The sequence below is a fragment of the Rheinheimera soli genome (assembly GCF_021290985.1).
Taxonomy (GTDB): domain Bacteria; phylum Pseudomonadota; class Gammaproteobacteria; order Enterobacterales; family Alteromonadaceae; genus Pararheinheimera; species Pararheinheimera soli.
Genome location: NZ_JAJOYU010000006.1, coordinates 140,772 through 163,866, shown reverse-complemented (window position 1 = coordinate 163,866; position 23,095 = coordinate 140,772). Strand labels below are relative to the sequence as shown.

The 23,095-nt window shown below is 46.1% G+C and carries 23 protein-coding genes and 1 pseudogene; 12 read left to right on the top strand and 12 right to left on the bottom strand.

The window, feature by feature from the left end:
- Nucleotides 1-57: 57 nt before the first annotated feature.
- Nucleotides 58-582, bottom strand: a complete 525-nt coding sequence (locus tag LSG37_RS06690) for a GNAT family N-acetyltransferase (protein WP_233079145.1) — start codon at nt 580-582, stop codon at nt 58-60.
- Nucleotides 583-824: 242 nt separating this feature from the next.
- On the opposite strand from LSG37_RS06690, the pseudogene LSG37_RS06685 reads away from it, so the two are divergent.
- Nucleotides 825-1,868 (top strand): annotated as a pseudogene (locus LSG37_RS06685) (integron integrase).
- 75 nt (nt 1,869-1,943) lie between these two features.
- Here LSG37_RS06685 and LSG37_RS06680 read toward each other — a convergent pair.
- Nucleotides 1,944-4,175 carry a S46 family peptidase gene (locus LSG37_RS06680; RefSeq protein ID WP_233079144.1) on the bottom strand — a complete coding sequence of 744 codons (2,232 nt, stop codon included), beginning with the start codon at nt 4,173-4,175 and terminating at the stop codon, nt 1,944-1,946.
- 212 nt (nt 4,176-4,387) lie between these two features.
- On the opposite strand from LSG37_RS06680, the gene LSG37_RS06675 reads away from it, so the two are divergent.
- Nucleotides 4,388-5,410: a hypothetical protein gene (locus tag LSG37_RS06675; RefSeq protein ID WP_233079143.1), complete on the top strand. Its 1,023-nt coding sequence runs from the start codon at nt 4,388-4,390 to the stop codon at nt 5,408-5,410.
- Nucleotides 5,411-5,556: 146 nt separating this feature from the next.
- Nucleotides 5,557-5,967 (top strand): YccF domain-containing protein, encoded by a 411-nt coding sequence (locus LSG37_RS06670; RefSeq protein WP_233079142.1) that lies wholly within the window; start codon nt 5,557-5,559, stop codon nt 5,965-5,967.
- Between the two features lie 19 nt (nt 5,968-5,986).
- Here LSG37_RS06670 and LSG37_RS06665 read toward each other — a convergent pair whose 3' ends face one another.
- Nucleotides 5,987-6,169: an oxidoreductase-like domain-containing protein gene (locus LSG37_RS06665; RefSeq protein ID WP_233079141.1), complete on the bottom strand. Its 183-nt coding sequence runs from the start codon at nt 6,167-6,169 to the stop codon at nt 5,987-5,989.
- An 85-nt stretch (nt 6,170-6,254) separates the two neighbouring features.
- On the opposite strand from LSG37_RS06665, the gene LSG37_RS06660 reads away from it, so the two are divergent.
- Nucleotides 6,255-6,602 carry an MGMT family protein gene (locus LSG37_RS06660; protein WP_233079140.1) on the top strand — a complete coding sequence of 116 codons (348 nt, stop codon included), beginning with the start codon at nt 6,255-6,257 and terminating at the stop codon, nt 6,600-6,602.
- Here the strand turns inward: LSG37_RS06660 and LSG37_RS06655 are convergent.
- The 4 genes from LSG37_RS06655 to LSG37_RS06640 are packed head-to-tail and all read right to left on the bottom strand — an operon-like array spanning nt 6,599 to nt 10,150.
- Entirely contained in the window at nt 6,599-7,309 is a 711-nt protein-coding gene (locus tag LSG37_RS06655) for a ZIP family metal transporter (protein WP_233079139.1), read from the bottom strand. The genes LSG37_RS06660 and LSG37_RS06655 overlap by 4 nt on opposite strands.
- Nucleotides 7,310-7,346: 37 nt before the next feature.
- Nucleotides 7,347-8,051, bottom strand: a complete 705-nt coding sequence (locus LSG37_RS06650) for a 2'-5' RNA ligase family protein (protein ID WP_233079138.1) — start codon at nt 8,049-8,051, stop codon at nt 7,347-7,349.
- Between the two features lie 10 nt (nt 8,052-8,061).
- A complete protein-coding gene (locus LSG37_RS06645) occupies nt 8,062-8,943 on the bottom strand; it encodes a DMT family transporter (RefSeq protein WP_233079137.1) in 882 nt (293 codons plus the stop codon).
- 19 nt (nt 8,944-8,962) lie between these two features.
- Complete coding sequence (locus LSG37_RS06640) at nt 8,963-10,150, bottom strand: MFS transporter (protein ID WP_233079136.1); 1,188 nt, start codon at nt 10,148-10,150, stop codon at nt 8,963-8,965.
- A gap of 164 nt (nt 10,151-10,314) precedes the next feature.
- Here LSG37_RS06640 and imuA point away from each other — a divergent pair, with 164 nt between their 5' ends.
- The 5 genes from imuA to LSG37_RS06615 all read left to right on the top strand — a co-directional run bounded on the left by imuA (nt 10,315) and on the right by LSG37_RS06615 (nt 16,935).
- Nucleotides 10,315-11,007 (top strand): translesion DNA synthesis-associated protein ImuA, encoded by a 693-nt coding sequence (gene imuA, locus LSG37_RS06635; RefSeq protein WP_233079135.1) that lies wholly within the window; start codon nt 10,315-10,317, stop codon nt 11,005-11,007.
- An 11-nt stretch (nt 11,008-11,018) separates the two neighbouring features.
- The gene (locus tag LSG37_RS06630; RefSeq protein ID WP_233079134.1) at nt 11,019-12,512 is read left to right on the top strand and encodes a Y-family DNA polymerase; all 1,494 of its coding nucleotides are present in this window, start codon (nt 11,019-11,021) and stop codon (nt 12,510-12,512) included.
- Nucleotides 12,512-15,640, top strand: a complete 3,129-nt coding sequence (locus tag LSG37_RS06625; protein ID WP_233079133.1) for an error-prone DNA polymerase — start codon at nt 12,512-12,514, stop codon at nt 15,638-15,640. Before LSG37_RS06630 ends, LSG37_RS06625 begins: the two co-directional genes overlap by 1 nt.
- Nucleotides 15,641-15,658: 18 nt before the next feature.
- Nucleotides 15,659-16,057 carry a hypothetical protein gene (locus LSG37_RS06620; protein WP_233079132.1) on the top strand — a complete coding sequence of 133 codons (399 nt, stop codon included), beginning with the start codon at nt 15,659-15,661 and terminating at the stop codon, nt 16,055-16,057.
- A gap of 77 nt (nt 16,058-16,134) precedes the next feature.
- A complete protein-coding gene (locus tag LSG37_RS06615) occupies nt 16,135-16,935 on the top strand; it encodes an ion transporter (protein WP_233079131.1) in 801 nt (266 codons plus the stop codon).
- 37 nt (nt 16,936-16,972) lie between these two features.
- Here the strand turns inward: LSG37_RS06615 and LSG37_RS06610 are convergent, their stop codons facing one another.
- From LSG37_RS06610 to LSG37_RS06595, 4 genes are all read right to left on the bottom strand, one after another.
- Nucleotides 16,973-17,686 (bottom strand): helix-turn-helix domain-containing protein, encoded by a 714-nt coding sequence (locus LSG37_RS06610; protein WP_233079130.1) that lies wholly within the window; start codon nt 17,684-17,686, stop codon nt 16,973-16,975.
- 105 nt (nt 17,687-17,791) lie between these two features.
- Nucleotides 17,792-18,142, bottom strand: a complete 351-nt coding sequence (locus LSG37_RS06605) for a hypothetical protein (protein ID WP_233079129.1) — start codon at nt 18,140-18,142, stop codon at nt 17,792-17,794.
- 76 nt (nt 18,143-18,218) lie between these two features.
- A complete protein-coding gene (locus tag LSG37_RS06600; RefSeq protein ID WP_233079128.1) occupies nt 18,219-18,803 on the bottom strand; it encodes an HAD family hydrolase in 585 nt (194 codons plus the stop codon).
- 69 nt (nt 18,804-18,872) lie between these two features.
- Nucleotides 18,873-19,787: a LysR family transcriptional regulator gene (locus tag LSG37_RS06595; protein ID WP_233079127.1), complete on the bottom strand. Its 915-nt coding sequence runs from the start codon at nt 19,785-19,787 to the stop codon at nt 18,873-18,875.
- A gap of 163 nt (nt 19,788-19,950) precedes the next feature.
- Here LSG37_RS06595 and LSG37_RS06590 point away from each other — a divergent pair, with 163 nt between their 5' ends.
- Both LSG37_RS06590 and LSG37_RS06585 read left to right on the top strand, forming a co-directional pair.
- Nucleotides 19,951-20,400 carry a DoxX family protein gene (locus tag LSG37_RS06590; protein WP_233079126.1) on the top strand — a complete coding sequence of 150 codons (450 nt, stop codon included), beginning with the start codon at nt 19,951-19,953 and terminating at the stop codon, nt 20,398-20,400.
- A gap of 85 nt (nt 20,401-20,485) precedes the next feature.
- Nucleotides 20,486-21,178 carry a pirin family protein gene (locus tag LSG37_RS06585; RefSeq protein ID WP_233079125.1) on the top strand — a complete coding sequence of 231 codons (693 nt, stop codon included), beginning with the start codon at nt 20,486-20,488 and terminating at the stop codon, nt 21,176-21,178.
- Nucleotides 21,179-21,211: 33 nt separating this feature from the next.
- Here the strand turns inward: LSG37_RS06585 and LSG37_RS06580 are convergent, their stop codons facing one another.
- The gene (locus LSG37_RS06580) at nt 21,212-22,054 is read right to left on the bottom strand and encodes an alpha/beta hydrolase (RefSeq protein ID WP_233079124.1); all 843 of its coding nucleotides are present in this window, start codon (nt 22,052-22,054) and stop codon (nt 21,212-21,214) included.
- Nucleotides 22,055-22,226: 172 nt separating this feature from the next.
- Here LSG37_RS06580 and LSG37_RS06575 point away from each other — a divergent pair, with 172 nt between their 5' ends.
- Complete coding sequence (locus tag LSG37_RS06575; RefSeq protein ID WP_233079123.1) at nt 22,227-23,093, top strand: DMT family transporter; 867 nt, start codon at nt 22,227-22,229, stop codon at nt 23,091-23,093.
- The last annotated feature ends 2 nt before the right edge of the window (nt 23,094-23,095 follow it).

The following is a 23,095-nucleotide window of genomic DNA, read 5'->3' as shown; positions in this document are numbered from 1 at the left end:
TGCACTTTGCGGCAAGCTTGAAGCGCAGCGAAAAACTTGTCCGATAACAGCGCCTTGTTACGAGTTAGCAGGATTGACCAATGATGTGAGTACATGATCCTCCCAACGACCATTAATTTTCAGGTACTTCTTTGCCAGACCCTCTTCGGAAAAACCAAGCTTCTTGAGCAAACTGCCGGACCGTTCATTGCAGGGCATATAATTCGCCATAACTCTATTTAGTTCCAGCTCATCGAAAGCGTACTTTATTGCTGCTAGACATAACTTACTCATGGTTCCGGTGCCTTCAAATTCTTTTGATACACCATAACCCATGAAACATGCTCTGAAAGGTCCGTAAACTATGTTCGTCAAAGAACAATGAGCAATCACACTTCCATCATCAAGCCCAATGAAATGGGCTGAACTACCACTACCATCTTGATGTTGCTTTTCGTATTCCGACAACCTCATCTGGATTGACGCCTCACTGTAATAACCACTTTCCCGTACAGGTTCCCAAAGATAAAAATGATGTGCATTGGAACTGTAATAGTCAGCCAATCGGCCCGCATCATCCTTTATGGCCAGACGTATATTCATTGCTTAATCAAACTCGTAACAATTTAATAGAAGGGTTTCTGCCCGCAAGTCGAACATTTTTCCGCCTTCTTTCATGATTTTTACTCATACCAAATTAACGCTGATGTACCTCTATTTCAACAACTTTTTCTGAAATCAGTAAATTTATGCACGACAAAATCTATACAGCCTGTACGCTAGTTGGTGGATTTTTTACTCAAACTGAACCACTGTTTATTTAAACAGTTATTTGGAAGCAAAAAATGGCCTCGCCTTTTTTGGATTATGTCAGGGAGTTTATGGTGTCGCGGCGTTATGCCAAGCGTACCGTCGAAACCTATTTGTATTGGATTCGTTTTTATATTTTATTTCATCATAAGCAGCACCCGAATCAGCTTTCGGATGCAGATGTGGAGAGTTTTTTATCTTATCTTTCCAATCAACGCACTGTGGCTATTAAAACTCAGGCGACTGCTCTGAATGCACTGAGTTTTTTGTACCGGCATATTATTTTGCGGCCACTGTCGCTGAACCTTAATTTTAATAAGGCTCAGGTAGCGCAAAAACTGCCAGTGGTACTAACCCGCATTGAGGTTCAGCAGTTGCTTGTTTTGATTGAGCCTAAATACAAGCTACTGGCTCAACTGATGTATGGCAGTGGTTTGCGTTTAATGGAAGCAGTTAGGCTTAGGGTACAAGATATTGATTTTGATTATTTGTCTGTACTGGTGTGGCAGGGTAAAGGTAATAAAAATCGTCGGGTGACTTTAGCACCAGAGCTTATTCCAGCCCTAAAACTGCAAATAGAACATGTAAAACAGCATTTTCAGACCGATCTGCATAACCCTTCTTATGCAGGAGTCTGGTTGCCTTTTGCGTTGGCACGAAAATATCCAGCTGCGCCAAAAGAGATTGGCTGGCATTATTTATTCCCGTCTAACCTGCTTAGCCTTGATCCGGAATCAAAGTTAATACGTCGGCATCATTTGGATGAAACTACGGTTAGAAGTGCTATAAAAGTAGCTGCTCGATTAGCGAAAATATCAAAAAACGTTACCTGCCATACACTCAGGCACTCTTTTAGAAACTACATCCCTGTAGTTTCCCCTGCGGGCCAGCCTGCGGCTGTTCAAATTCATTCCCGATGAATTTGTGCAACTCACCTCTTAGAGTCAGGCACTGATATTCGTACCGTACAAGAACAGCTTGGCCATAGCGATGTAAAAACCACACAAATTTATACCCACGTTTTAAACCGTGGTGGCAATGCAGTGAAAAGTCCGTTGTCTTTGTTGCTGAATGGGTGAAGGTTCTGATGGTTATGCGTGAATATGAAAAGGGAGGGCATAAAGCCCTCCCCTACGGTATTTTCGACGGGTTGATTACCTTACTATTTCCATCTCCGCCAATAAATTATCGGCGTTATCAACGTATTGCATCATCCACAATACATAGCGGATATCTACATGAATGGCGCGGGTGATCTCCGGGTTGAAGTACCAGTCTTTGGTGATCGACTCATAAGTCGAGTCGAAGTTTAAGCCCACCAGTTCGCCTTTGCCGTTCATGACCGCTGAACCTGAGTTGCCGCCTGTGGTGTCGGCGCTGGATAAGAAGTTAACCGGCACTGAGTTAAAGGCTTTTACTTCGGCTTTTGGGCAGTTGAAAATACCGCAGAACCATGGTTCCTTGGTTTGGGCTGCTAAATCAGCGTAGAAATAGCCGTCAGTTTTACCAGCCTGATAGGCATCCACTAAGTTTTGTGGGGCGTTAAAAGGGTAATCAGCCTGACGTTTGGCAATTAAGCCTTTGACTGAAGTAAAAGGCGTTTTATACACACCGTCTTTGGCCGGGTAACCGTCTACTGAGCCATAGGTAATACGCAAAGTGCTGTTAGCATCAGGGTACACTGGTTTTCCCTGTGCTTTGTTGTAGGCAATAATGGCCTGCATATAAGCTGGGCGTACTTGGGATAACTGACCTTTTAGCTCTTTATCCTGAGTTTCTAAGGCCATATTTTTATCAAAAATAGCCACTGCAATGCGAATAAATGGGTCTGAGCTTGCGGCAAAATCAGCAGGTGTTTTACCCAGCCAGGCTTTGCGGCCTTCAGTGCTGGTTAAACTGCTTTGTGGGTAAAGTGCTGTTAGTTTTTCTGCAACTTGCGCATCTGTCATGCCAGCAGTTAAACCTAAAGCGCTGTCCAATTCGGCTACACGCACAGCATCAGGCTGAGCTAAATATTCGGCTAATTGCTCTGACCAAATGGCGATATCCATAGTCGGGTGGAAGCTTTTTTCCATACGGGCTAAGCGGCCTTCAATCATTTTTAAATCACGTAACTGAAAGCCCATTTCGCGCATCGCGTCTGGTTTTTGGTTTTCCTGCGCTAAGCGATACAACAGCATAGCGGCTTGCAATAAATCGCTGCGCTTGGCGGCTTCAAAGTAATAAGTTTGCTGAGTAAAAGCCTGCTCGGTTTTTATCAGTTGTTTTAATGCATCTATACTTTGCTGGTAGGGTTTGCGTGTTTCATCGGCTTTGATCCAGTCCAGCAGTGCCTGCTCACGTTGAACTTTAATAGCGTGAATATCCGTTACTTTAAAGCCGTCCAATAAGCCCTGCAATTTTTTCATGCGGTTATTGTGACTTTTAACCACAGACGAATACTTCACTTTTAAATCAGCATCTGCTGCACCTAAACGGTCAATCGTGTTGATCATTTGCTGAAAAGTATTTACCTGGGCCGGATATTGCCAGTCGGCCGCAAAAGAGATTTCATCAGCTAAACGATAACGGCTGGTTTGGCCCGGATAACCTGCCAATAAAATACCGTCGCCCTGACGGACACCATTGGCATTCACTTTTAAAAAGTTTTTGCTTTGGTAGGGTACGTTATCCACTGAATAAGGCGCTGGTTTGCCGTCTTTGCCGACATAACCACGGATAAAGGTATAATCGCCGGTATGACGTGGGTACTCAAAGTTGTCGATATCACCACCGTAGTTTCCTACCGCTTCTGATGGTGCATACACCAAACGTACATCCTGCAGCATCAGCTGTTTGATTTGGAAATACTCCATACCGTGGTGAAAGCTCACCACAGAGCAGCGGTAGTTCGCATCACTTTCGCAGTCTTTAATTAATGCTTTACGGTTGGCTTCTATCGCTTCATAACGATCTTTTCCAGACAAGTCTGCTGCCAGTGAACCTGTAATTTGTGCTGTTACATCGGTTACGGCCTCAGTGATATACAAGCGTTCCTGCGGCCCTGCCGGTAATTCTTCAGCCATAGTTTTGGCTAAAAAACCTTTATCAATCAAGTTATTGTCTTTGGTCGAATTATTCTGAATAGCGTTGTAGGCACAGTGGTGATTCGTCACTACCAGGCCTTGTGGCGATACAAAAGAGGCAGAACAGTAACCGAGACTAACAATGGCATTCATAGGGTACTGGCTTAAATCGGCCAGTTGTTTGCCCGGAATATCAATGCCTTTGGCTGTCAGTTCTTTTTGTAATTCAGCCAGTTGATGCGGCTGCCACTGGCCTTCGTCGGCTATGCTGGCAAAGCTGAGGCTAAGTGCCAAAGTGCTGAGCAGGTATACAGATTTCATAAGATCCCTTGGTATTTTTAGTTGTAGTTTTAGTGCGTAAAAATAAAAGCCAAATTATCCATGTAAAGCGCTTTGGTGCAACCTTGTTTAGTTCAGCGTGGGAAATTTAAGCCCAGTTGCAGGATTCTTTTCTCTGATGGATTGAGCAAAAAGCTGCCTCGTGCTAACAATAGCAACATAAAGATAACTATATAGAATTCAGGAATTTAACTATGCAACAATGGAATGAGCGTTTTCCCCGTTTGGCGCAGCTGCATTTTGCGCAGTGGTGTTATTTGCTGGCCACTGTGTTTTTATTTTTATACCTGCTGCTGGGTTTAAATAACACAGTGCTTGCTCAAATTGGCGCTGTATTACTGCTTTTGGCCACAGCCAAAGAGATGTGGCAACGTTTTGCTATTTGGTGGCATAGCTTGCTGGGTAAAGCCTGTATTCTGATTTTTTACGCCATAGTGCTGAATTTCTCTTTTGCTTATGCCGAATCCATTGTCAACGGTGTGATAGGCGTAAGGCCTGATGTAGTGCCCTACAGTGTGAATTTAGCCGCTTTATTACTGGCACCGGCCTGGACTTTAATTGGCAGCATGCTGACTCTGCAGTTTTATTCCATGCTGCACCTGTTGAAAGTGATGCTGCTGTTGATGCTACGGCCTTTAGGCGTGCCCTCTAAACATCTGCTGGATGACGAAGAATTTCCGGTCTGGACTTTAATGGCCCGCATTATTTATTTGCCTGTGGTCACTATGATTTTAATTTTGACTTTATTCAGCTATTTCAGCGGTCATCCTGAACAGTTTCTGAATTGGGGAGAGACAACTCAGCAGCAAAACACTCCAGAATCTTTGCAAAAACAACTGGAAGAAATAAAAAAACGTGAAGCAGAATTGCAGCATCAGCAGCCAAAAGGCCCACACAGCAAAGTCCCGGAGTTTCAGATATTTATCGATGATGGTTATTTAATGGGCAATAGTGGTTTTAAACTGCCCACTATGCTGTGGCTGAACAAACTGGTGGCCTCTTTTAACTACCATGTCGAGAGCTTAAGTGCGTCGAGCTGTAAACTGACCCCACCTGAGCATTTGGTGCATATCAACGACTACGAAGTACTAGTGGTCACGCCTGATGCCACTCAGCCTGTGGGCTATAGCTACAAAGTTCGGGTCTGTGACTCCCCGGCTTTTCCATTTGGTGTAACAGGCAGGGCTTTGGTACCAGCACCTTTAACTGATCAGTAGCCACATCAGAGGTGCATTTGACTATAAAGTGGTAATTTTCACAGTGCCACTTTCGCCTTAAAACATTATCCTACTGATTTATATAGAAATTAAATCTGGCCTTAATCTTGTAACCTTTTTGGCATCACTGAAAAAGGAGAACGACCATGGGTGCTTTAAGGCTGATATTTAATATTTTCTGGTTTGTGATGGGTGGCTTTTTAATGGGGCTGGCCTGGTGGTGTATCGGTTTGCTGTGCTTTTTAAGTATTGTATTTATTCCTTTTGGCCGCGCCTGTTTTGTGATTGGTGAAATGGCGTTCTGGCCTTTTGGCAACGAGCACGTCAACCGTGAACGCTTAAATCGTATTTCCGATATAGGCACTGGTCCGCTGGGTTTTATCGGTAATGTAATTTGGTTTGTCTTTGCCGGTTTCTGGCTGGCCTTGGGTCATTTGTTTCATGCCGTGGCTTGTTTTATTACCATCATCGGCATTCCATTTGGCTTAGCTCACTTAAAACTGGCAACTTTAAGCCTGGCCCCAATAGGCCGCACTGTGGTTAATAAAGCCTATTAAGCTCATTGCGGAGTAAGAGTCATTGATTAGACTCTTGCTCCTGCTTTTGCTCCTTTTGAGCCAACCAAGCTTTTTGCTCTGCACGGTAATAATCCCAGACACAAGGGCAACAGCTGCCACTGCCACAACAATCGCTGCTTTCTGGTGCTACAGGTTCTTCGGTGGGGATACGCAGCCGAATACCGTTAATAGTGGTAAACATAAAAAACTCCGGCAAAAAATGCGGCGGCATTGTAGCATTGTGCTTTCATATTCAGCCACTGATGTACTTTTAAACCAGAGATTTAATGCAGCAACAAAACCCTTCTAAACAACAAAAAATCTGGCAAACGGTATTACAAATTCCGGCTGGAAAAATTGCCAGTTATGGTCAGATTGCTGATTTGGCAGGTTTACCCGGCCGCGCTCGCTTAGTCGGAAAAACGCTGGGGTTAGCACCAGATGAACTGCACCTGCCCTGGTACAGAGTGATGCGTTCTGGCGGTCAGCTGGCTTTTGCTGCAGGTACACCCCAAGCTTTAGCACAACAACAATTACTACTGGCCGAAGGTGTAATAGTACGTAATGGCCGGGTGGCCAAAGATTTCTGGTGGCAACCTGATTTATCCGAGTTGCTGTTTAAACTGCAGTATTAGTGATACATATAACCCAGCATACCAGTAACAAAACCTGCAATGGCCCCCATAGGAGGAGCCCAGTGCTGCTCTAACCTGACCTGTGGCGCTATATCCTGAAACAGCGAATACAATATACCGCCAGCGGCAAACAACATAATCATAGCCACCAGTGCTGGTGATTCTGCCAGCCAGAAATAACCGACCAGCCCTGCAAGCGGGCCAAAACATGCCATAGCTGCAAAACTTGCGACTATGACCCAACCTGAATACGTCGAAAATTGCCTAAGTTCACGATAGGCATTGAAGCCCTCAGGAATATTTTGCAGCGCAATTAAAACGCCCAGTAATAAAGCCTGCGAACCACCAGCCGCAACAGCTGCCCCTAAAGCCAATGATTCTGGTAAAAAATCGGCCAGCATGGCCATCAGTTGACTGGCAGAGGTTTGGTTTTTACTCAGCCAGATATCAAGCAACATAAAAATAGCAGCGCCGCCAATAAACCAGCTGCAGGCCACTACAGGTGAGAGTGCCTTCATGCCTTCGGGAACCAACACTAAAGCAATAGCAGATAACAAGGCGCCGGCACCAAAAGCCATAATGCTGTGCCTGAACTCCTGTTCCAGCCAATCTGACTGAATATGCTCAAACTTGGCCAGCAAAGCCCCTAAAGGCATAGCAAGACCTGCAGCCAAAGTGAGCAGAATTACATTAAGTAGATCCGACATAAGAATAACAACAACCCTGTCCTGATTTGAATCAAAATCAGCCTAGCCGTAAGCGCTTGATCAGTACAGTATTTTCTTGACGCTGATACCAGTCATTGCCAACCAGTTCCAGCTCTTCAATCAGGCAAGTACCAAAATCAACTGAGGCTAATGCCTTGATTTTATGCAGGAACAGCTCAGGATTGGCAGGCTGTTGGCTAAAACGTAACACCGTCATATGAGCGGTTTGGATGGCATAACGCTGGTCAATCGAATGCTGTAAGGTCGATTGTCCAAAGGCAGAGCGCAGCTGTTCTCTTAACTGGTTTAACTGCTGATCGTCAAAAAAGCCCTGCACCAGCACACAAGAAGGCGATGCTGTGATCCCCTGAAAATGCAGACGAAATGGGCCTGTGTTTTTAATCACTTGTTGTACTAATTCCACATAAGCCGCTGTATCTATCTGCGATAAAGTAAAGCCTGAATAACAAGAAATCAGTGACAACACAGTCAGGTGTAAATCTGACGCCGGATAATAATACTGTTGTGGCTCCAGCTGCATCAGCTCTGCGAGACTATGCTGGATTTGCTGTTTTACCTGCTCTGAAGGACGGGCCAACAAAGTGACGCCATAACGGCTGTCATCTTTAGCAGTTAACAGAGGGTCAGTCTCAAACTGATGCTGTTCAAACTTGACTAAAGACTGCTGCCACAAGGCTTGATAGTGCTGTTGCTGTTGCTGCTGCACTTGCTGCTTAGCCATCATCAACTTGTTAAGTAAAAGCTTTGGAGCGCAATAACCAGCGCAGTGGCAGTTGAGACACCAGCATACCCAGTAACATCAGGCCACAGCCTGTCAGCGCCCTGCTACTTAACTCTTCTCCCAACAGCCATACACCACCTATAGCGGCAAAAACGGTTTCTAAACTTAAGATAATGGCAGCGTGAGCCGGATGGGCATGCTTTTGCGCCATCACTTGCAAGGTATAGGCAATACCCACTGACACCACACCTGCATAAAGCACCGACTTCCAGGCCAATAACGCATTGGTGACTGTGGGTGTTTCGATGCTAAAAGCCACCACCATGCTCAAGGCACCACAGACCACAAATTGCAGACAAGCTAATAAAATTGGCGGTACTTTTTTGCTGTAGTGATCAATAGTCAGTAAATGCGCGGCCCAGAAAAATGCACCTATCAGCTGCAATAAATCACCGAAATTCACCGAAAAGTTGTCACCCACACTCAATATATACAAACCAGAGACAGCAATAGCGCAGCCGAGCCAGATATTGCCGCTGATTTTATGCTTAAGAAAAATCCCCAACAGCGGCACCAGCACTATATAAAGCCCGGTAATAAAACCTGCATTAGCGGCTGTAGTGTACAAGAGCCCAACTTGCTGCAGTGATGCAGCTATAAAAAGCAAAACTCCAACCGGCAAACCAGCCCACAACAGCAGCTTCCAGTCCACATCTTGTAATTTACCCTGATGCCGATACCACCAGATCAAAGGCAATAAACTGAAAGCCCCGATAAAAAAACGCAGGCCGTTAAAGGAATAAGGCCCTAAATGGTCCATGCCCAAACGCTGGGCGACAAAACCTAAACCCCAGATCGCAGCGGCCAGTAATAACATCAGATTGGCTTGCATGCTCGACTCCTGAAAAAGCCTATTGAAATTTTGTGTTGTAAAACGCCGGATTAAAGCGTGTCACCATCGCCATCAAAAGCACTGCTATAGCGGCTAATAATAACCAGCTGATGCTAAAGCTTTGGCTAAAGTCACGGATAAAACCAGCAATCAGCGGTGAAAAAGCCGCCAGCGTATACCCTATGCCCTGCACAAAAGCCGTCAGACTGGCTGCTGAAGAAGGCTGATGCTGATGATCCATAGACACAATCAAAGACAGTGGAAACAAACCGCCAATACCTAAACCTAATAACGATGCCCATAGCAAACCCAGCGCAGGTGCAGCTACTAAACCAGCAAAACCTGTCGCCATCAACACCAATAAAACCAACATCACAGGGCGACGATCGGCTTTACGACTGGCCAGCCAAGGGCTGATAAAACCAGACACCACTTCCATACAAAGCAATAAACCCAGTAGCAAACCACTTTTTTGTTCACTCCAGCCCTGCTCCACATAATAAGCAGGTAACCAAGCCAGCACACAGGTAAAAGCACAAGTGACCAGACCAAAAAATAGCGCTAAGGTCCAGGCTCTGCCGTATTTACGAAAGCTCAGAGGCTTTTGTTGCGACTGCACCACAGGCAAGTTTTGAATAGCGTTTTTTTGAGAAAACCACAAAACCAAAGCCACTACAGATAAAACCACCCAACCAGATAAGGCGACTCGCCAGCTTTGTGCCCAATCAGCCCAAAATGCAGCTAAAGACGCAGTTAAAGCAGCACCAGCAATAATGGCGGATATATACCAGCCCATGACTAAAGGTGCTTTGGTGCTGAATTTTTGCTTAATCACCCCTGGCACCACAGCCTGCACCATGGCAATACCTAACCCCGCCACTATGGCACTTAAGGTTAAATCTAAAGCCCCTACAGCCCAATAACGTTGTGCTGTGGCACCAGCTATGGCGATAGATGCCCAAAAAATCACCTGATAAGAGCCAAACCACAGCGCCAGCTGATGCGCAAAAAAGATGCCTAAACCCATCGCCAGTACAGGCAACATGGTCAGCAATGAAGCCTGGGTAAAAGACAGATGCAGTTCAGGTTGCATCAAAGGTAATAAAGGCCCGATAGACGCCATGGAAGGTCGTAAGGTGAGAGCAATCAGCACCAAACTCAGGATCAAAACCCAGGTTTGGGCAGTAAATTTTGTGGTTTCAGTCATGTCTATACCAAGATGATGGAGCGCCAGAGGACGCAGAAAAGTCGCGCACATTAACATAATTCTTACGCTCTGATCGACCCGAAGCAAAAGATCAGAAAACTCTGACTTTATCCTTGCGATCCAAAACAGATCTTTTATACTGTTTTTATATACAGTAATTTGAGATGAAAATCATGAATGCTCTGCTGCAACAGCTACAGAACAGACAATTGATCTGGCAGGCTAGTCAAACCGAAGCGCCTTATGAACATTGCCAAAGCACAGGCTTTAGCGCTTTGGATCAGCTTCTGGGCGGCGGCTGGCCACAGCATAACGTGATTGAATTACAAAGCCATGGCGCTTGTGCTGAACTGCAATTGATCCAAAAAGCACTGGCAGGATCCGGATCTGAACTGCTGCAAATCTGGATCAATCCACCAGCCAATCTCTGTGCGGAATACCTGCTGCAACAAAAGCGGCCTTTGCATCAGGTATTGCAACTGAATGCCCCCCGCACTGCTGATGCACTCTGGGCGGCTGAACTCTGCTTAAAAAGTGGCAGTTGTATGGATGTGTTGCTCTGGCAAAACAACTTAAATTTAACCCAGCTCAAACGTTTGCAGTTAGCAGCAGCACAAGGCCAAAGCCAGTTGTATTTTTTCCGCCCTGCGGTGGCTGAACAACAACTGCTGCCCTGGGCTTTAAGTTTGCAACTGACTCCGGCGACGACTGGCTTACAGATCCGCATTCTGAAACGTAAAGGCGGCTGGCAACAACAGGAATTAGTGTTGCCATGGGCTGAGCTTTATCCGCACTTTATAAAGCCAGAGTTACAACAAAAGCAGTATTCCAAGCCACCTTTATCCCGAGTCAGTTGAGGCTATTTCTCATGTCTGCCCAGATGGAGTTTTGGTTGTATTTATATTTCCCGCAATTGCAGCTGGATAAATTGCTATTACTGCAAAACACAACTGCAGCCCTATCTACTCAGGACAAAAGTCATCATCTTGATTTAACAGCACCTCTGGCGATAGTAGGCGCTGACCATCAGTTGCTGCAACTCAACTCTGCAGCCAGACAAGCAGGTTTAACTTTGGGCATGGGATTGGCGTCCGCAGCCTCTTTATGTCACCAATTGCAGCTGGTCCCCCATCAGGCGGAGCAAGAACAACAACAACTGCAGCAACTGGCTCAGCTTTTGTATCAATACTGCGCCGATATAGCACTGCAAGCGGATTCGGGTTTAGTGCTGAAACTAAGCCCTATGCTGGCTTTGTATGGCGGCGCTATACAGTTCTGGCAGCAGATACAACAAGTGTTGCAGCAAGCCGGTTATCAGTATCATTTTGCCACAGCACAGCAGCCTTTAGTCGCACGTTTATTGGCGCAGCAGCACTGGGATCAGTTTTTACTGCAAAGCGATAAAATTCAGCAGCAACTTAAAGCTTTGCCACTACAACACGCCCAATTGCCAGACAAACTACAGGAACAATTACAGCGGCTTGGGCTTGCACAACTAGGCGATGTACTGAAAATTCCACAGGCCGAACTGGTACGGCGTTTTGGTGTTGAAATGCTGCAGTATTTACAACAACTGACAGGAACAAAACCCGCGTTACTGCTGTTTATTCAGCCCGCAGAACACTTTGAGCAGCAGTTAGAACTACTGTACGAAATGGAGCGCAGCGATCAGTTACTTGGGCCTTTACAGCACTTGTTTGGCTTGCTGCAGCTGTATTTACAACAACGGGATCAACTGGCTTATCAGTTGGAACTTTGCTTACTGCAGCGCCAGGATCAGCAGCAACAGCTGCAATTGCATTCAGCTCAGGGCGAATACCAAAGCAAAGACTGGCTAAAGATCAGCGAATTGCAGCTGGAACGCTTAAAACTGAAAAAGCCTGTTATCCAGCTGAAACTGATTTTAAGGCGCAATGGGCCGCGTTACGCTCAGTACAAAACCCTGTTTGCTGGCCATTTAGGGGCAGGTAAAGCACAGCTGTATTCAGCCCTTCAGCTCTTGTCATTACTGCAGGCACGTTTGGGAAAGGAACAGGTAAAAAGCCCTTGTCTACTCAATGATCTGCTGCCGGAACAGGCCAGTAGCTATGCAGGTGCTTTAGAGCCACAAGCTGCTATTGCCGGTACTTTAGCTGCGGTGCGCCCCGCATTTTTAGTGGATCCACCTTTGGCTTTGGATGCAGAGCAACAACAGCAGTTGCAGCTACACTATGGCCCTGAACGCTTAAGCAGTGGTTGGTGGCAACAACAAAGCCAGCACCGTGATTATTATGTCGGCCAGAATGCGCAGGGCCAGTGGTTATGGCTCTACCGTAATTTGCAGCAGCCAGAGCAGCTATACGTACAGGGGTATTTCAGCTGATGAAAATCCCAGCCTGCAGTAAAAACAACAGCTACTCCGAGCTCTTTTGCCAGAGTCATTTTTCCTTTCTGCAAGGCGCTTCCAGTCCGGCTGAATTGGTGCAACAAGCCGCAGCTTTAGGCTATAAGGCCTTGGCAATTACTGATGAATGCTCGCTGGCAGGCGTAGTACGCGCTCACCATCAGATCAAAGAAAAACAATTGCCACTTAAACTGATTATTGGCTCTTTGCTGGTACTGAACCCGCAATTACGGCTGGTATTGCTCTGTCCGGATAAAACAGCCTATAGCGAGTTATGCCGTATTATCACTCAGGCCAGACGCCGCGCCGAAAAAGGCTCGTACCAGTTGGCCGAATGGGACATTCAGCGTGTGCAGCATTGCCAGATCCTTTGGCTACCCAGTGGCGATGATCAAACCGATCAGTACTGGGGCAACTGGTTACATCAACATCATGCAGAGCGGTTATGGCTTGGAGCCAGCCGCAAATTACAAAGTCAGGATCAGTTTTATCAGCCCTACTGCCAACAGTTGGCAGAGCGACTCCAACTGCCTTGCTGTGCTACAGGTGAAGTGCTGATGCATCAGGCCAGCCGTTTACCTTTGCAACATGCATTAAGTGCCATTCAAGCGGGCTGTGCTGTGCCTGATATGGCGCGGCAGTTATTAAGTAACGCCGAACAAAGCTTAAGGCCTATTAAAAAATTACAGCAGTTATTTCCGGCAGAGCTTTTGGACAATAGCCAAAAACTGGCTGATTTATGCCATTTTTCATTGGATGAACTAAGTTACCAGTACCCGGCTGAACTGGTGCCTGCAGGCAAAACTGCTATGCAACATTTACGGGACTTGGTGAAAGCGGGCGAGAAACAACGTTTCCCTGAAGGTGTACCAGACGATATCCAGCAGACCATCAACAAAGAGCTGGATTTAATAGAACAGCTGAACTACCCCTTCTACTTTTTAACTATTCATGATTTGGTGGTATTTGCACAAAAACAGCAGATTTTGTATCAGGGCCGTGGCTCGGCGGCTAACTCAGTGGTCTGTTATTGCCTGGCTATTACTGCTGTTGATCCACGTCAAATTCAGGTTTTAATCGAACGCTTTATTTCGATAGAACGGGCAGAACCTCCTGATATAGATGTAGATTTTGAACATGAACGCCGTGAAGAAGTGATCCAGTATATTTACCAGAAATACGGCCGTGAACGCGCAGCGCTGGCTGCCACTGTGATTTGCTATCGCTTTAAAAGTGCTTTTCGCGATATCAGCAAAGCTTTGGGTTTTGAGCTGCATCAGGTGGAGTTTTTCTTAAAGAACCTGCATAGGCGGGATAAAAGTCAGCACTGGAGCAGCCAGCTGACTCAATTGGGGCTGGATCCTCAAGCGAAAAAAGCTCAGTTGTTGGTGCAACTGGTGCAGCAGCTGGTTGGCATGCCACGGCATTTATCTCAGCATGTTGGGGGCTTTGTTATTTCAGAAGGGCCTTTGTACGAACTGGTGCCGGTGGAAAATGCAGCCATGGCCGATCGCACCGTGATCCAGTGGGATAAAGATGATCTGGAATCATTAAAGCTATTAAAAGTAGATGTGTTGGCTTTGGGCATGTTGTGCGCCATTCGCAAGGCTTTTGATTTGGTCAGGCGTTACCAGAATACCGATTTAAGCATAGCAGCTATCACCAAAGCAGGTGACGATCCAGAAGTCTATAAAGCTATTCAAAAAGCCGATACGGTAGGTTTATTCCAGATTGAATCTCGCGCTCAAATGTCGATGTTGCCACGGCTTCGCCCCAAGACCTATTACGACTTAGTGATCCAGATAGCCATAGTACGACCTGGCCCTATTCAGGGCGATATGGTGCATCCTTATTTAAAACGCCGCAATGGCGAAGAAGCTGTGTCTTACCCTTCGCCTGCAGTACAAAAAGTGCTGGAACGTACTTTAGGTGTGCCTATTTTTCAGGAGCAGGTGATTAAACTGGCGATGGTGGCAGCAGGTTTTAGCGGTGGTGAAGCCGATCAACTTCGCCGAGCTATGGCCAGTTGGAAAAAAACCGGCGAGCTGATCCAGTTTAAACAAAAACTAATAGACGGCATGTTAAGCAGAGGCTATCAGCTGGATTTTGCCGAACGTATTTACCAGCAAATTTGTGGTTTTGGTGAATATGGTTTTCCTGAATCGCATTCAGCCAGTTTTGCTGTGCTGGCTTATGTCTCAGCTTATTTAAAACATTATTACCCTGTGGCTTTTTATGTCGCTTTGCTAAATAGCCAGCCTATGGGGTTTTATGCACCCAGCCAGCTTATCCAGGATGCCAGGCAACATGATGTGGAGGTGCTGCCTGTTTGTGTTAATCAATCGGATTGGGATCATTTGATGCTGCCAAGCTCTTTAGCAACTAAAACTGCCACTACGAATTCAGGTTTTGCGATCCGCTTAGGGTTGCGACTGGTCAAAGGCTTAAGTCAGCAAGGGGCACAGCTTTTGTTAAAACACAGGCCTGAAGGTGGTTATCAGCAACTTGCTGAAGTAGCGCAATCTGGACTGAGTGATAGCGATTTAACCGCACTTGCCAGTGCCAACGCCTTGCAGCAGTTGTCGGGGCAACGTTATCAGGCGCGTTGGCAACTGTTGGATCAGCAGCATAAATTGCCTTTATTAGCAGCCGAGCCTTATCAAACCCAGTACCAGTTGCCTCTGCCTTCAGAACTGGCTGAAGTGGTGGAAGATTATCAAAGTACAGGCCTGAGCTTACGTACTCATCCGGTGCAGTTATTAAAACAACAAGGAGTACTGGGAAAATTTGCCCAGGCGGCAGAGCTTACTGCACTGAACCATAAGTCGGTGGTGACTGTAATAGGTTTAGTCACAGCGAGGCAAAGCCCTGGCACTGCATCGGGTGTGACTTTTATCACGCTGGAAGATGGCACAGGTTTTAGTAATTTAGTGGTCTGGTCGGCCACAGCCTCGGCTCAGCGTCAGGCCTATTTAAAATCTAAATTATTAAAGGTAAACGGCATTTTGGAGAAAAAAGACGGCGTGATTCATATTATCGCCGGTCGTTTAACCGACCTGACGCCACTACTTGGCTCGCTGAAATCCTACTCCCGAGAGTTCCATTAACACGAAAGAATAAAGACGATGTGGACACCTAAAAGTAATAAAAGAGACAGACCCTACAGAGTAAAAAAAACCGGTATTAAAGATGAAAATATCGACCGGCAAATTCTGGTGCTGCATCAGGCTATTGCGGCCAAATTATTAGCAGAGCCTGCTTTACTGGAGCAGGTGAAAGCCAAACTGGACGAACGTCGTGATAATGGCCAGCTGGGTTATGGTGCCTACTTACATTGGGTATCTGTACTGGAGTTGTATCAGCAGCCAAAACAGTTTTGTGACGGCATCACAGAAGACAGCCCTTATTTGCGTAAGTTACGCCGCCGCACACCTTTTGTCGGGATTTTAACTGAGCAGGAGCGGCAACAGGCCTTGTCACAGCACAGCCTGGGCACTTTGGATCAGGTGCTGACAGGTTTTTAACAGCGACCTAAAAGATAGCCTTGCTATATCAAGCTCTTGCCGAGACAATTAGCCAAAGCTTTTCAACCTGGTGTGTTATGCACGATCACAGCTTGTTGCACAAACTCCGCTCACGCCTGGCTCATCAGCTGGATCCTGTGCTGTATTCAGGCCGTGGCATGTCTCCGCTCAATATAGCCATAGCACTGGTGATACTTGCAGGAATTCTGCTGGCCATTATTCAGACCGAACCCAATATCAGCAAGGGGCATGAACATTGGTTTCGTTACACTGAGCTGGCTTTAGGTTCGCTGTTTTTGCTGGAGTATCTGGCAAGGCTTTGGACTTGCATTGAAAATGATTCGATAAAAAGTCGCTGGCAACATTTCTTTTCCTTTTTTGCCATGGCCGACTTATTGGCGATCCTGGTCGCCTTTTCGCTCTATATGGGGAATGGCGGTGTCATTTTACGTCTGGTGTTATTAATTCGCGTAGTGCGATTAGCACGACTTGGGCGTTTTTCCACTGCGCTGGAATGTATAGTAGTCGCCATCCGCAGCCGCACTTATGAGCTCTTGGTCAGTGGTATTTTTGGTCTGGTTATTTTGCTGTTTGCCGCCACTTGCCTGTATTTAGTCGAAGGGGATATTCAGCCAGAAGCTTTTGGCTCTATCCCCCGGGCAACCTGGTGGGCTGTCGCCACGTTAACCACTGTAGGTTATGGTGATGTCTACCCTATCACTGTACTTGGCCGTGTTTTGGCAGGTATTACTGCAGTCACAGGTATATGTATGATTGCAGTGCCAACAGGCATTCTGGCGTCCGCTTTTAGTGACGCCATTAAAGAAGCCAAAGAAAAACACCGCCGTCTGCCAAAGGTGCTGGATCGCGAAATTTAGCAGCAACGTAAAACAGGGGCAGTAGTGGCCCTTGTGTTCAGATCCGTAACAATGCCTTGCGGCCCAGACTTAACACAGCACTAAATACCATCAAAAATAAGCCAAGCAGTTGCAGTACTGTGTTGCCAGTGCGGTTAACACGGCTGGCTGTTTTATATTCAAAAGTACGGCTGCCGCCCTCTACAGTGCGAGTGTAATACTGGCCCAGATTTTCAAAGCTATGTTCTGTCAGTTGGGCTAAACGTTGATACATCTCCTTCTTCTTTTGCTCCATCTCTTTATCAGTACTGGGAAAGAAAGAATAACTTTGATTCCAGTCGTTAAATACAAAAGCTGATTCGCCAGGTAATACAACACCTTGAGATTGATACTGGTAGAGTTTCTCAGGAAAACATAACGCCTGAAAACCAGCGTAAAAACAGACGGCCCCTAAGGCAAAAACAAAACTTAAACTCAGCACTAACCAACCGGAGTGGCGTTGCTGCTTGCTGTTCTGCTGTTTCAGATAAAACTCGACATCAGCTATGGCGGTCAGTTGCTGTATTTCCTGCGCAGAAAAAGCTGCAATAAATGCAGGTAAGGACAGGTTCAAAGCCGTCAGAAGACGACGGAATACTTCGTTGGATGGCAGGGATTTATCGTTTTCCAATTTGGATAAATAAGACTGCTCAATGCCTATTTGCTCAGCCAGTTGTGGCTGGCTTAACTGCATTGTTGCACGCTTGTCTTTAATATAATCGCCTAAGGTCATAACAGTTCCTTGTGTGTTGAAGTCCTGGTAATGCTCGGGAATTCCCACAGAAATAGGAAGCTGAATATACCGGAATACTAATGAATCTCTGGAATAGCTCAGAATTTACAATGCTTTTTGCGCTACCTGATGTTGTTTGACCAGCTCTAACAGTTTTTTCTGTATCAAGCGCCGCTGCATTTTTTGATCAAGAAAAGTACAGAAAAAAGCCCCTGCCAGCACTGCACAGACAGCTTCTGCGGACCAAAAGAATCCTTGCGCAGATACCTCCAACAGCGGCTGACCAATAAAACCTGACAGCAAGGTAAAACAGAAAACCCAGGCGATCATCAGCAGTATTTCCAGCCTTTTACAAGGCTGTGTTGCTTTGGCTTGCTGAATTAAGGCAAAGGTGTCCACGGACGGCCATGTCTGTGTTTCCGGACATTGTTGATGTAACCACTGGGTGTAACTCATATGACTGCTCCTTCAGGCACTGTTAAACAAATGTTAGAAACATTATGCCTAAAAGTCCAGAACAGAGTGCTATACGTCAGGCTGTTAACCAGTCTGCGAGCTCCAGCAGATCGTCTACCACCACATCAGCCAGCTCTGCATAAATATGGTTATCGCCGTAGCGGTATAAACAGCAATAAGCACCAGCATTACGGGCCGTTTGGATATCAAACAAATAGTCGCCTACATAAAGTATTTGATCAGGGGTAACGCCCAGCTGCTCTGCGATCAACCATAAACCTTCAGGCTGAGGTTTAGCCGGAGCATCGTCGCGGGTCAGCACCAGTTTAATAGGAATATTCAACGCCTGCACACACAACTCTGTGGCCTGCCGCATATTGCGGGTTAAGATTGCCATCGGTATGTTTTGGCGATTCAGTTGCTGCAGCAACAGATCTGCATTGGGCATCCAACTGGCGTTACGCGCACCTTCCAGTTCAAAGTCGATAATAATTTGCTCTGCCTGTTGTTTCTTCAAAGCACAATCTAAGGTGGCTAAATGCTCCAGGATCAGCGTTTGCTCAGGCCAGCCTAAACGGCGACGCAGCTCAGAAAAATCCAGTTTGGAGTCCACCAAAGTGCCATCCAAATCAAACACTACAGCTTTAATTTTTTTATTCAATGCCCATCTCTTTCACTTTGTGTTGTTGGTATCAGGCTACGTGCAAAACTATAACATAGCCCAGTTTGTTCAGGTGCCTGACCAAACTTTTAGCCAGGGATAATGGCTAAAAGCTTCACTAAACCACTGCAGTGCTTTGCCCTGACCTTGTTTTTGCCAGGCCAGATACAACATCGCCTTTTCGCGTGGAATGCTGGTTTTTTTGGCAATTAATAAACCTCTGGCTAATTCGTCCTGAATTAAATGCTTTGGTAAAAAACCTACCCCTAACCCCTGCACCTGAGCGGCAATTTTTGCTTGCATTGAACTGACCTTTAGCGCGCGTCTGGTGGTAAATAAGCCTGAACTTCGTTTGGGTGCATCCAAAGCCGAATCCGACACCACTATGGCCGTTTCCTGCTCTACATCGGCTAAGTCAATCTGTCTGTTGATATTGGCTAGTTCATGTTGCGGCGACAGCGCAAAGACAAACTCTACTTCGCCAATAGGCACCAGTTCGTATTTTCCTTTGGGCATATCGGCCGATACCCCTATCGCAATTTGCGCACGCCCTGTTTCCAAAGCCTCCCAGCCGCCACCTAATACTTCTTCACGCATACTGACTTCGGTCATTTTGCCAAGCGCCATAAATTCATGAATAAGGCTCAGCACGGGCGGATACGGCACTATGCTGTCTTTGGCAATCACAAACTGAGTTTCCCAGCCCGTGTCCACTTGCTTAATTGCATCCTGCAAGCGACTGGCGGCCTGCAATAATTCACGCCCTTGTTGCAGCAGCAACTGGCCAGCTGGTGTCAGCTGTGCTTTTTGTTTGGAACGATCAAACAGCTGTACTTCAAGGTCAGCTTCAAGTTTGGCTATGGTATAGCTTAAAGCTGAGGGCACTTTGTATAGGTGTTCAGCCGCTGCGGCAAAGCTGCCTTTGCGATCGATAGCGTCCAGTGCACGCAAAGCGTCCAACGTCAGAATAGGATGATTAGCCATAGAACCTTTATTTCCATGTTCAAATATTTTGAATTATAAACTCAGTTTATTCCGCTTTTTTAAAAATACAAGCCGTTCTAAAGTACACAAATCGGAACTGACAAGCGGTTTAAAGCAGTCTGACAACCCTAATTAACGGTCAATTTATTTAAAGGTGAATACTATGAACAAAGCAACTTTACAGAAAATTTTTGGTACTAACGCAGGTTTTGGCGCTTTAGCTTTACGAGTTCCAGTAGGTATTATTTTTGCTGCACACGGTGCTCAGAAATTATTTGGCTGGTTTGGTGGCTACGGCCTGGAAGGCACTGGCGGCTGGATGGAAAGCATAGGCCTGGCTCCTGGTGTACTGATGGCGTTTTTAGCAGGTGCAGCTGAGTTTTTTGGTGGTCTGGCATTAGTCTTTGGTGTACTGACCCGCCCTGCCGCAGTGACTTTAATTATCGCCATGTTAGTGGCCATCTTTAAAGTACATTTTGCCAACGGTTTCTTTATGAGCACCAACGGCTACGAATTTGCCTTAGCCCTGTTAGCTGCCAGTGTTTCACTGTTGTTCAGCGGTGCAGGTAAAGCCTCAGTAGATGCCATTGTCGCGAAAAAACTGAACTCATAATTCTAACCAAGTGGCTCTCTCTGCTACAGAGAGAGCCTGCCCAAACTCAGCCCACCGGGCTGTAGCTTCAAGTACGAGGGATATCATGATTGAATTAAGACATTCTGCAGAGCGTGGCTCAGCCAATTTTGGCTGGTTGAAAAGCAAACATAGCTTTTCTTTTGGCCGTTATTACGACCCGGCTCATATGGGGTTTTCGGCTTTAAGAGTTATAAACGATGACCAAGTAGACGCAGCTGCAGGCTTTGATACTCACGGCCATCAGGATATGGAAATCATCAGTTATGTGCTGGAAGGGCAAATTGCTCACAAAGATTCAGCCGGTAATGTGAAAACTTTACCAGCAGGTGAGTTTCAGCTGATGAGTGCAGGTAAAGGCATTTATCACAGCGAATTTAATGCCAGTGATAAAGACAACTTAAAGTTTTTGCAGATTTGGATCCAGCCGAATCAATTTGGTGGTAATCCCGGTTATCAGCAAAAAGATTTCAAAGCTGAACCTGGCTTAACGCTGGTGATATCGCCGGACGGTCGTGACGGTACGCTGCAGATTAAGCAGGATGCCTATTTATCACAACTGTTGTTAAGTGAGCATGATGTCATTGAATTACCTGTGAAAGCCAAACGTAACTTCTACCTGCATTTAATTACAGGCGAATTAGAGCTAAACGGCACAGCGATGCAACCCGGTGATGGCGCAAAAATCAGTAAAGAAACTGAACTGAAAGCTTTAGCCACTCAAGGTCCGGTCAAAGCCTTGTGGTTTGATTTGCCTTAAGACTTAAAAGCAGAGTCGATGACTCTGCTTTTTCTATGGTTTGGAATTAAACAACCACAAAACAGCAGTTTTAAATTCATTCCGCCACGCAGCTTCGTTGTGCTCTGCATCCGCCACCAAATGATACCGGGTCAATTCTGCCGGATGTCTTTTGCTAAGCACAGCCTGATAAACACGTTCAACATCCGGCACCATGGAGTCGCCTTCTTTGCCGCCCATATAAAAATACAAGCGTGCTTCCTTAGCAGCTGAATGATTTTCAAACCATCTGACCTGTTCACCTGTGATCCAATACGAAGGTGAAAAGATCCCTGCTTTACCAAAAACGTCGGGAAACTGCAGGATGGCGTAATGACTGATTAAGCCCCCTAAAGAACTGCCCATAATAGCTGTGTGTTCAACATCAGCCAGAGTTCGATAATGCTGATCAATATAAGGTTTTACTGTGTTGGCAATAAACTCCACATAAGCTTTGCCTTCTGCTTTACCAAACTTAGCATGATCAACAGGGTTCAGCTCAGTCATGCGCTTTTCACCACCGTTGTCTATCCCCACCACTATCAACTCAAGCAAACCTGCAGATGCAAGCTCATTCAGCGTTTCATCCACGCCCCACTCACCGGCATAAGCTGTAGCGTGATCAAACAGGTTCTGGCCATCGTGCATATAAAGCACAGGGTATCTTTTGTCTGAGCTGGCGTAACCCGGAGGCAAATACAAACGCACTTGCCTGCTGCGATCCAAATCCGGCATTACAAAAGCTTCACTCAACACCGTCACTTCCGACGATGCAGTTGACGGCTTAGATTGTGGCTCGGATTCAGAACAAGCAACCAAGATCAACACCAAGGGTAAACTAAAGATAAACTGGCGCATTGCAACAGATCCTTAAGTAATCACAGTAAGAAAAGGCTCAAGCCTAGCCAGCTTTTTTTTAAACAACAAACAAAAATTTGTTACAGAATGCGGCTTACAGTCACAACTTGAATTGTGCAAAACAGGCAGCTAAAGTGGCAGCTTCCCAATCCTGTCCCTGAACGGCCATTGCATGTTTTTATCGTCTTACCGTTATTTTTATATGGCCGCTTTAGCCGCTGCTATGATGGGCACCATTGGTTTAATAGCGCGCTACAGCGCTGTCGATCCAGCCAGCCTGACCTTTTATCGCTTAGGTTTAGGCGCAGTGATCCTAGCTTTGTATTTAGCTGTTACAGGACAACTACGCTTATTAGCAGGAAAACCTCCGGTGTTGGTACTGGTGAATGGCATTTTGCTGGCCAGTTTTATTTTGTGTTTTTTATCTGCAATCCAGACAATCTCTTTAACTCTGGCTATTTTGCTGGTGTATCTGGCTCCGGCATTGTCAGCCATTCTTGCGCATTTCCTGTTTGCAGAACGCTTAACCAGTCGCACTTTGTTCTTGATCATGCTGGCTTTTTTTGGCTTTTTTATGCTGCAGGAATTTCAGTTCGACAGCCGCGTTGAGCAACAACAAGGTCTTTGGTATGCACTGGCATCCTTGATCACCTACACCGCCTTTATTTTACTCAATAAAAAAGTGCCTGATGCTGTGCCTTTGTATCACAAAAGTTTTTATCAGTTGCTGGTTGGCTCACTGTGCGTTTTACCTTTGGTCGCGAACCAGCCCTGGCCTGAAGCGGATCAATGGCTGTGGCTGGTGATTGCTGGATTATTTCCTGGATTCTTAGCCTTGGTGTTTGCCCTGCAAGCCATTCAACATTTACCGACCAGAGTGTTTGGAACTCTGGCTTATCTGGAACCCGTGGTGGTGATTATCGCTGCATGGCTGCTGTTTGCTGAGCCTATGTCTGTTTTGCAATGGCTTGGCGCGATGCTGATTTTAGCTTCTGGTGTAGCTCAGTCCTGGTTGAGTCAAAGCCCTAAGCAAAGCTGATT

Bases quoted from the DNA above. Each gene is read 5' to 3' on its own strand.
- LSG37_RS06690 (WP_233079145.1), bottom strand. From the start codon at position 582: ATGAATATACGTCTGGCCATAAAGGATGATGCGGGCCGATTGGCTGAC.
- LSG37_RS06680 (WP_233079144.1), bottom strand. From the start codon at position 4,175: ATGAAATCTGTATACCTGCTCAGCACTTTGGCACTTAGCCTCAGCTTT.
- LSG37_RS06675 (WP_233079143.1), top strand. From the start codon at position 4,388: ATGCAACAATGGAATGAGCGTTTTCCCCGTTTGGCGCAGCTGCATTTT.
- LSG37_RS06670 (WP_233079142.1), top strand. From the start codon at position 5,557: ATGGGTGCTTTAAGGCTGATATTTAATATTTTCTGGTTTGTGATGGGT.
- LSG37_RS06665 (WP_233079141.1), bottom strand. From the start codon at position 6,169: ATGTTTACCACTATTAACGGTATTCGGCTGCGTATCCCCACCGAAGAA.
- LSG37_RS06660 (WP_233079140.1), top strand. From the start codon at position 6,255: ATGCAGCAACAAAACCCTTCTAAACAACAAAAAATCTGGCAAACGGTA.
- LSG37_RS06655 (WP_233079139.1), bottom strand. From the start codon at position 7,309: ATGTCGGATCTACTTAATGTAATTCTGCTCACTTTGGCTGCAGGTCTT.
- LSG37_RS06650 (WP_233079138.1), bottom strand. From the start codon at position 8,051: ATGGCTAAGCAGCAAGTGCAGCAGCAACAGCAACAGCACTATCAAGCC.
- LSG37_RS06645 (WP_233079137.1), bottom strand. From the start codon at position 8,943: ATGCAAGCCAATCTGATGTTATTACTGGCCGCTGCGATCTGGGGTTTA.
- LSG37_RS06640 (WP_233079136.1), bottom strand. From the start codon at position 10,150: ATGACTGAAACCACAAAATTTACTGCCCAAACCTGGGTTTTGATCCTG.
- imuA (WP_233079135.1), top strand. From the start codon at position 10,315: ATGAAAATCATGAATGCTCTGCTGCAACAGCTACAGAACAGACAATTG.
- LSG37_RS06630 (WP_233079134.1), top strand. From the start codon at position 11,019: ATGTCTGCCCAGATGGAGTTTTGGTTGTATTTATATTTCCCGCAATTG.
- LSG37_RS06625 (WP_233079133.1), top strand. From the start codon at position 12,512: ATGAAAATCCCAGCCTGCAGTAAAAACAACAGCTACTCCGAGCTCTTT.
- LSG37_RS06620 (WP_233079132.1), top strand. From the start codon at position 15,659: ATGTGGACACCTAAAAGTAATAAAAGAGACAGACCCTACAGAGTAAAA.
- LSG37_RS06615 (WP_233079131.1), top strand. From the start codon at position 16,135: ATGCACGATCACAGCTTGTTGCACAAACTCCGCTCACGCCTGGCTCAT.
- LSG37_RS06610 (WP_233079130.1), bottom strand. From the start codon at position 17,686: ATGACCTTAGGCGATTATATTAAAGACAAGCGTGCAACAATGCAGTTA.
- LSG37_RS06605 (WP_233079129.1), bottom strand. From the start codon at position 18,142: ATGAGTTACACCCAGTGGTTACATCAACAATGTCCGGAAACACAGACA.
- LSG37_RS06595 (WP_233079127.1), bottom strand. From the start codon at position 19,787: ATGGCTAATCATCCTATTCTGACGTTGGACGCTTTGCGTGCACTGGAC.
- LSG37_RS06590 (WP_233079126.1), top strand. From the start codon at position 19,951: ATGAACAAAGCAACTTTACAGAAAATTTTTGGTACTAACGCAGGTTTT.
- LSG37_RS06585 (WP_233079125.1), top strand. From the start codon at position 20,486: ATGATTGAATTAAGACATTCTGCAGAGCGTGGCTCAGCCAATTTTGGC.
- LSG37_RS06580 (WP_233079124.1), bottom strand. From the start codon at position 22,054: ATGCGCCAGTTTATCTTTAGTTTACCCTTGGTGTTGATCTTGGTTGCT.
- LSG37_RS06575 (WP_233079123.1), top strand. From the start codon at position 22,227: ATGTTTTTATCGTCTTACCGTTATTTTTATATGGCCGCTTTAGCCGCT.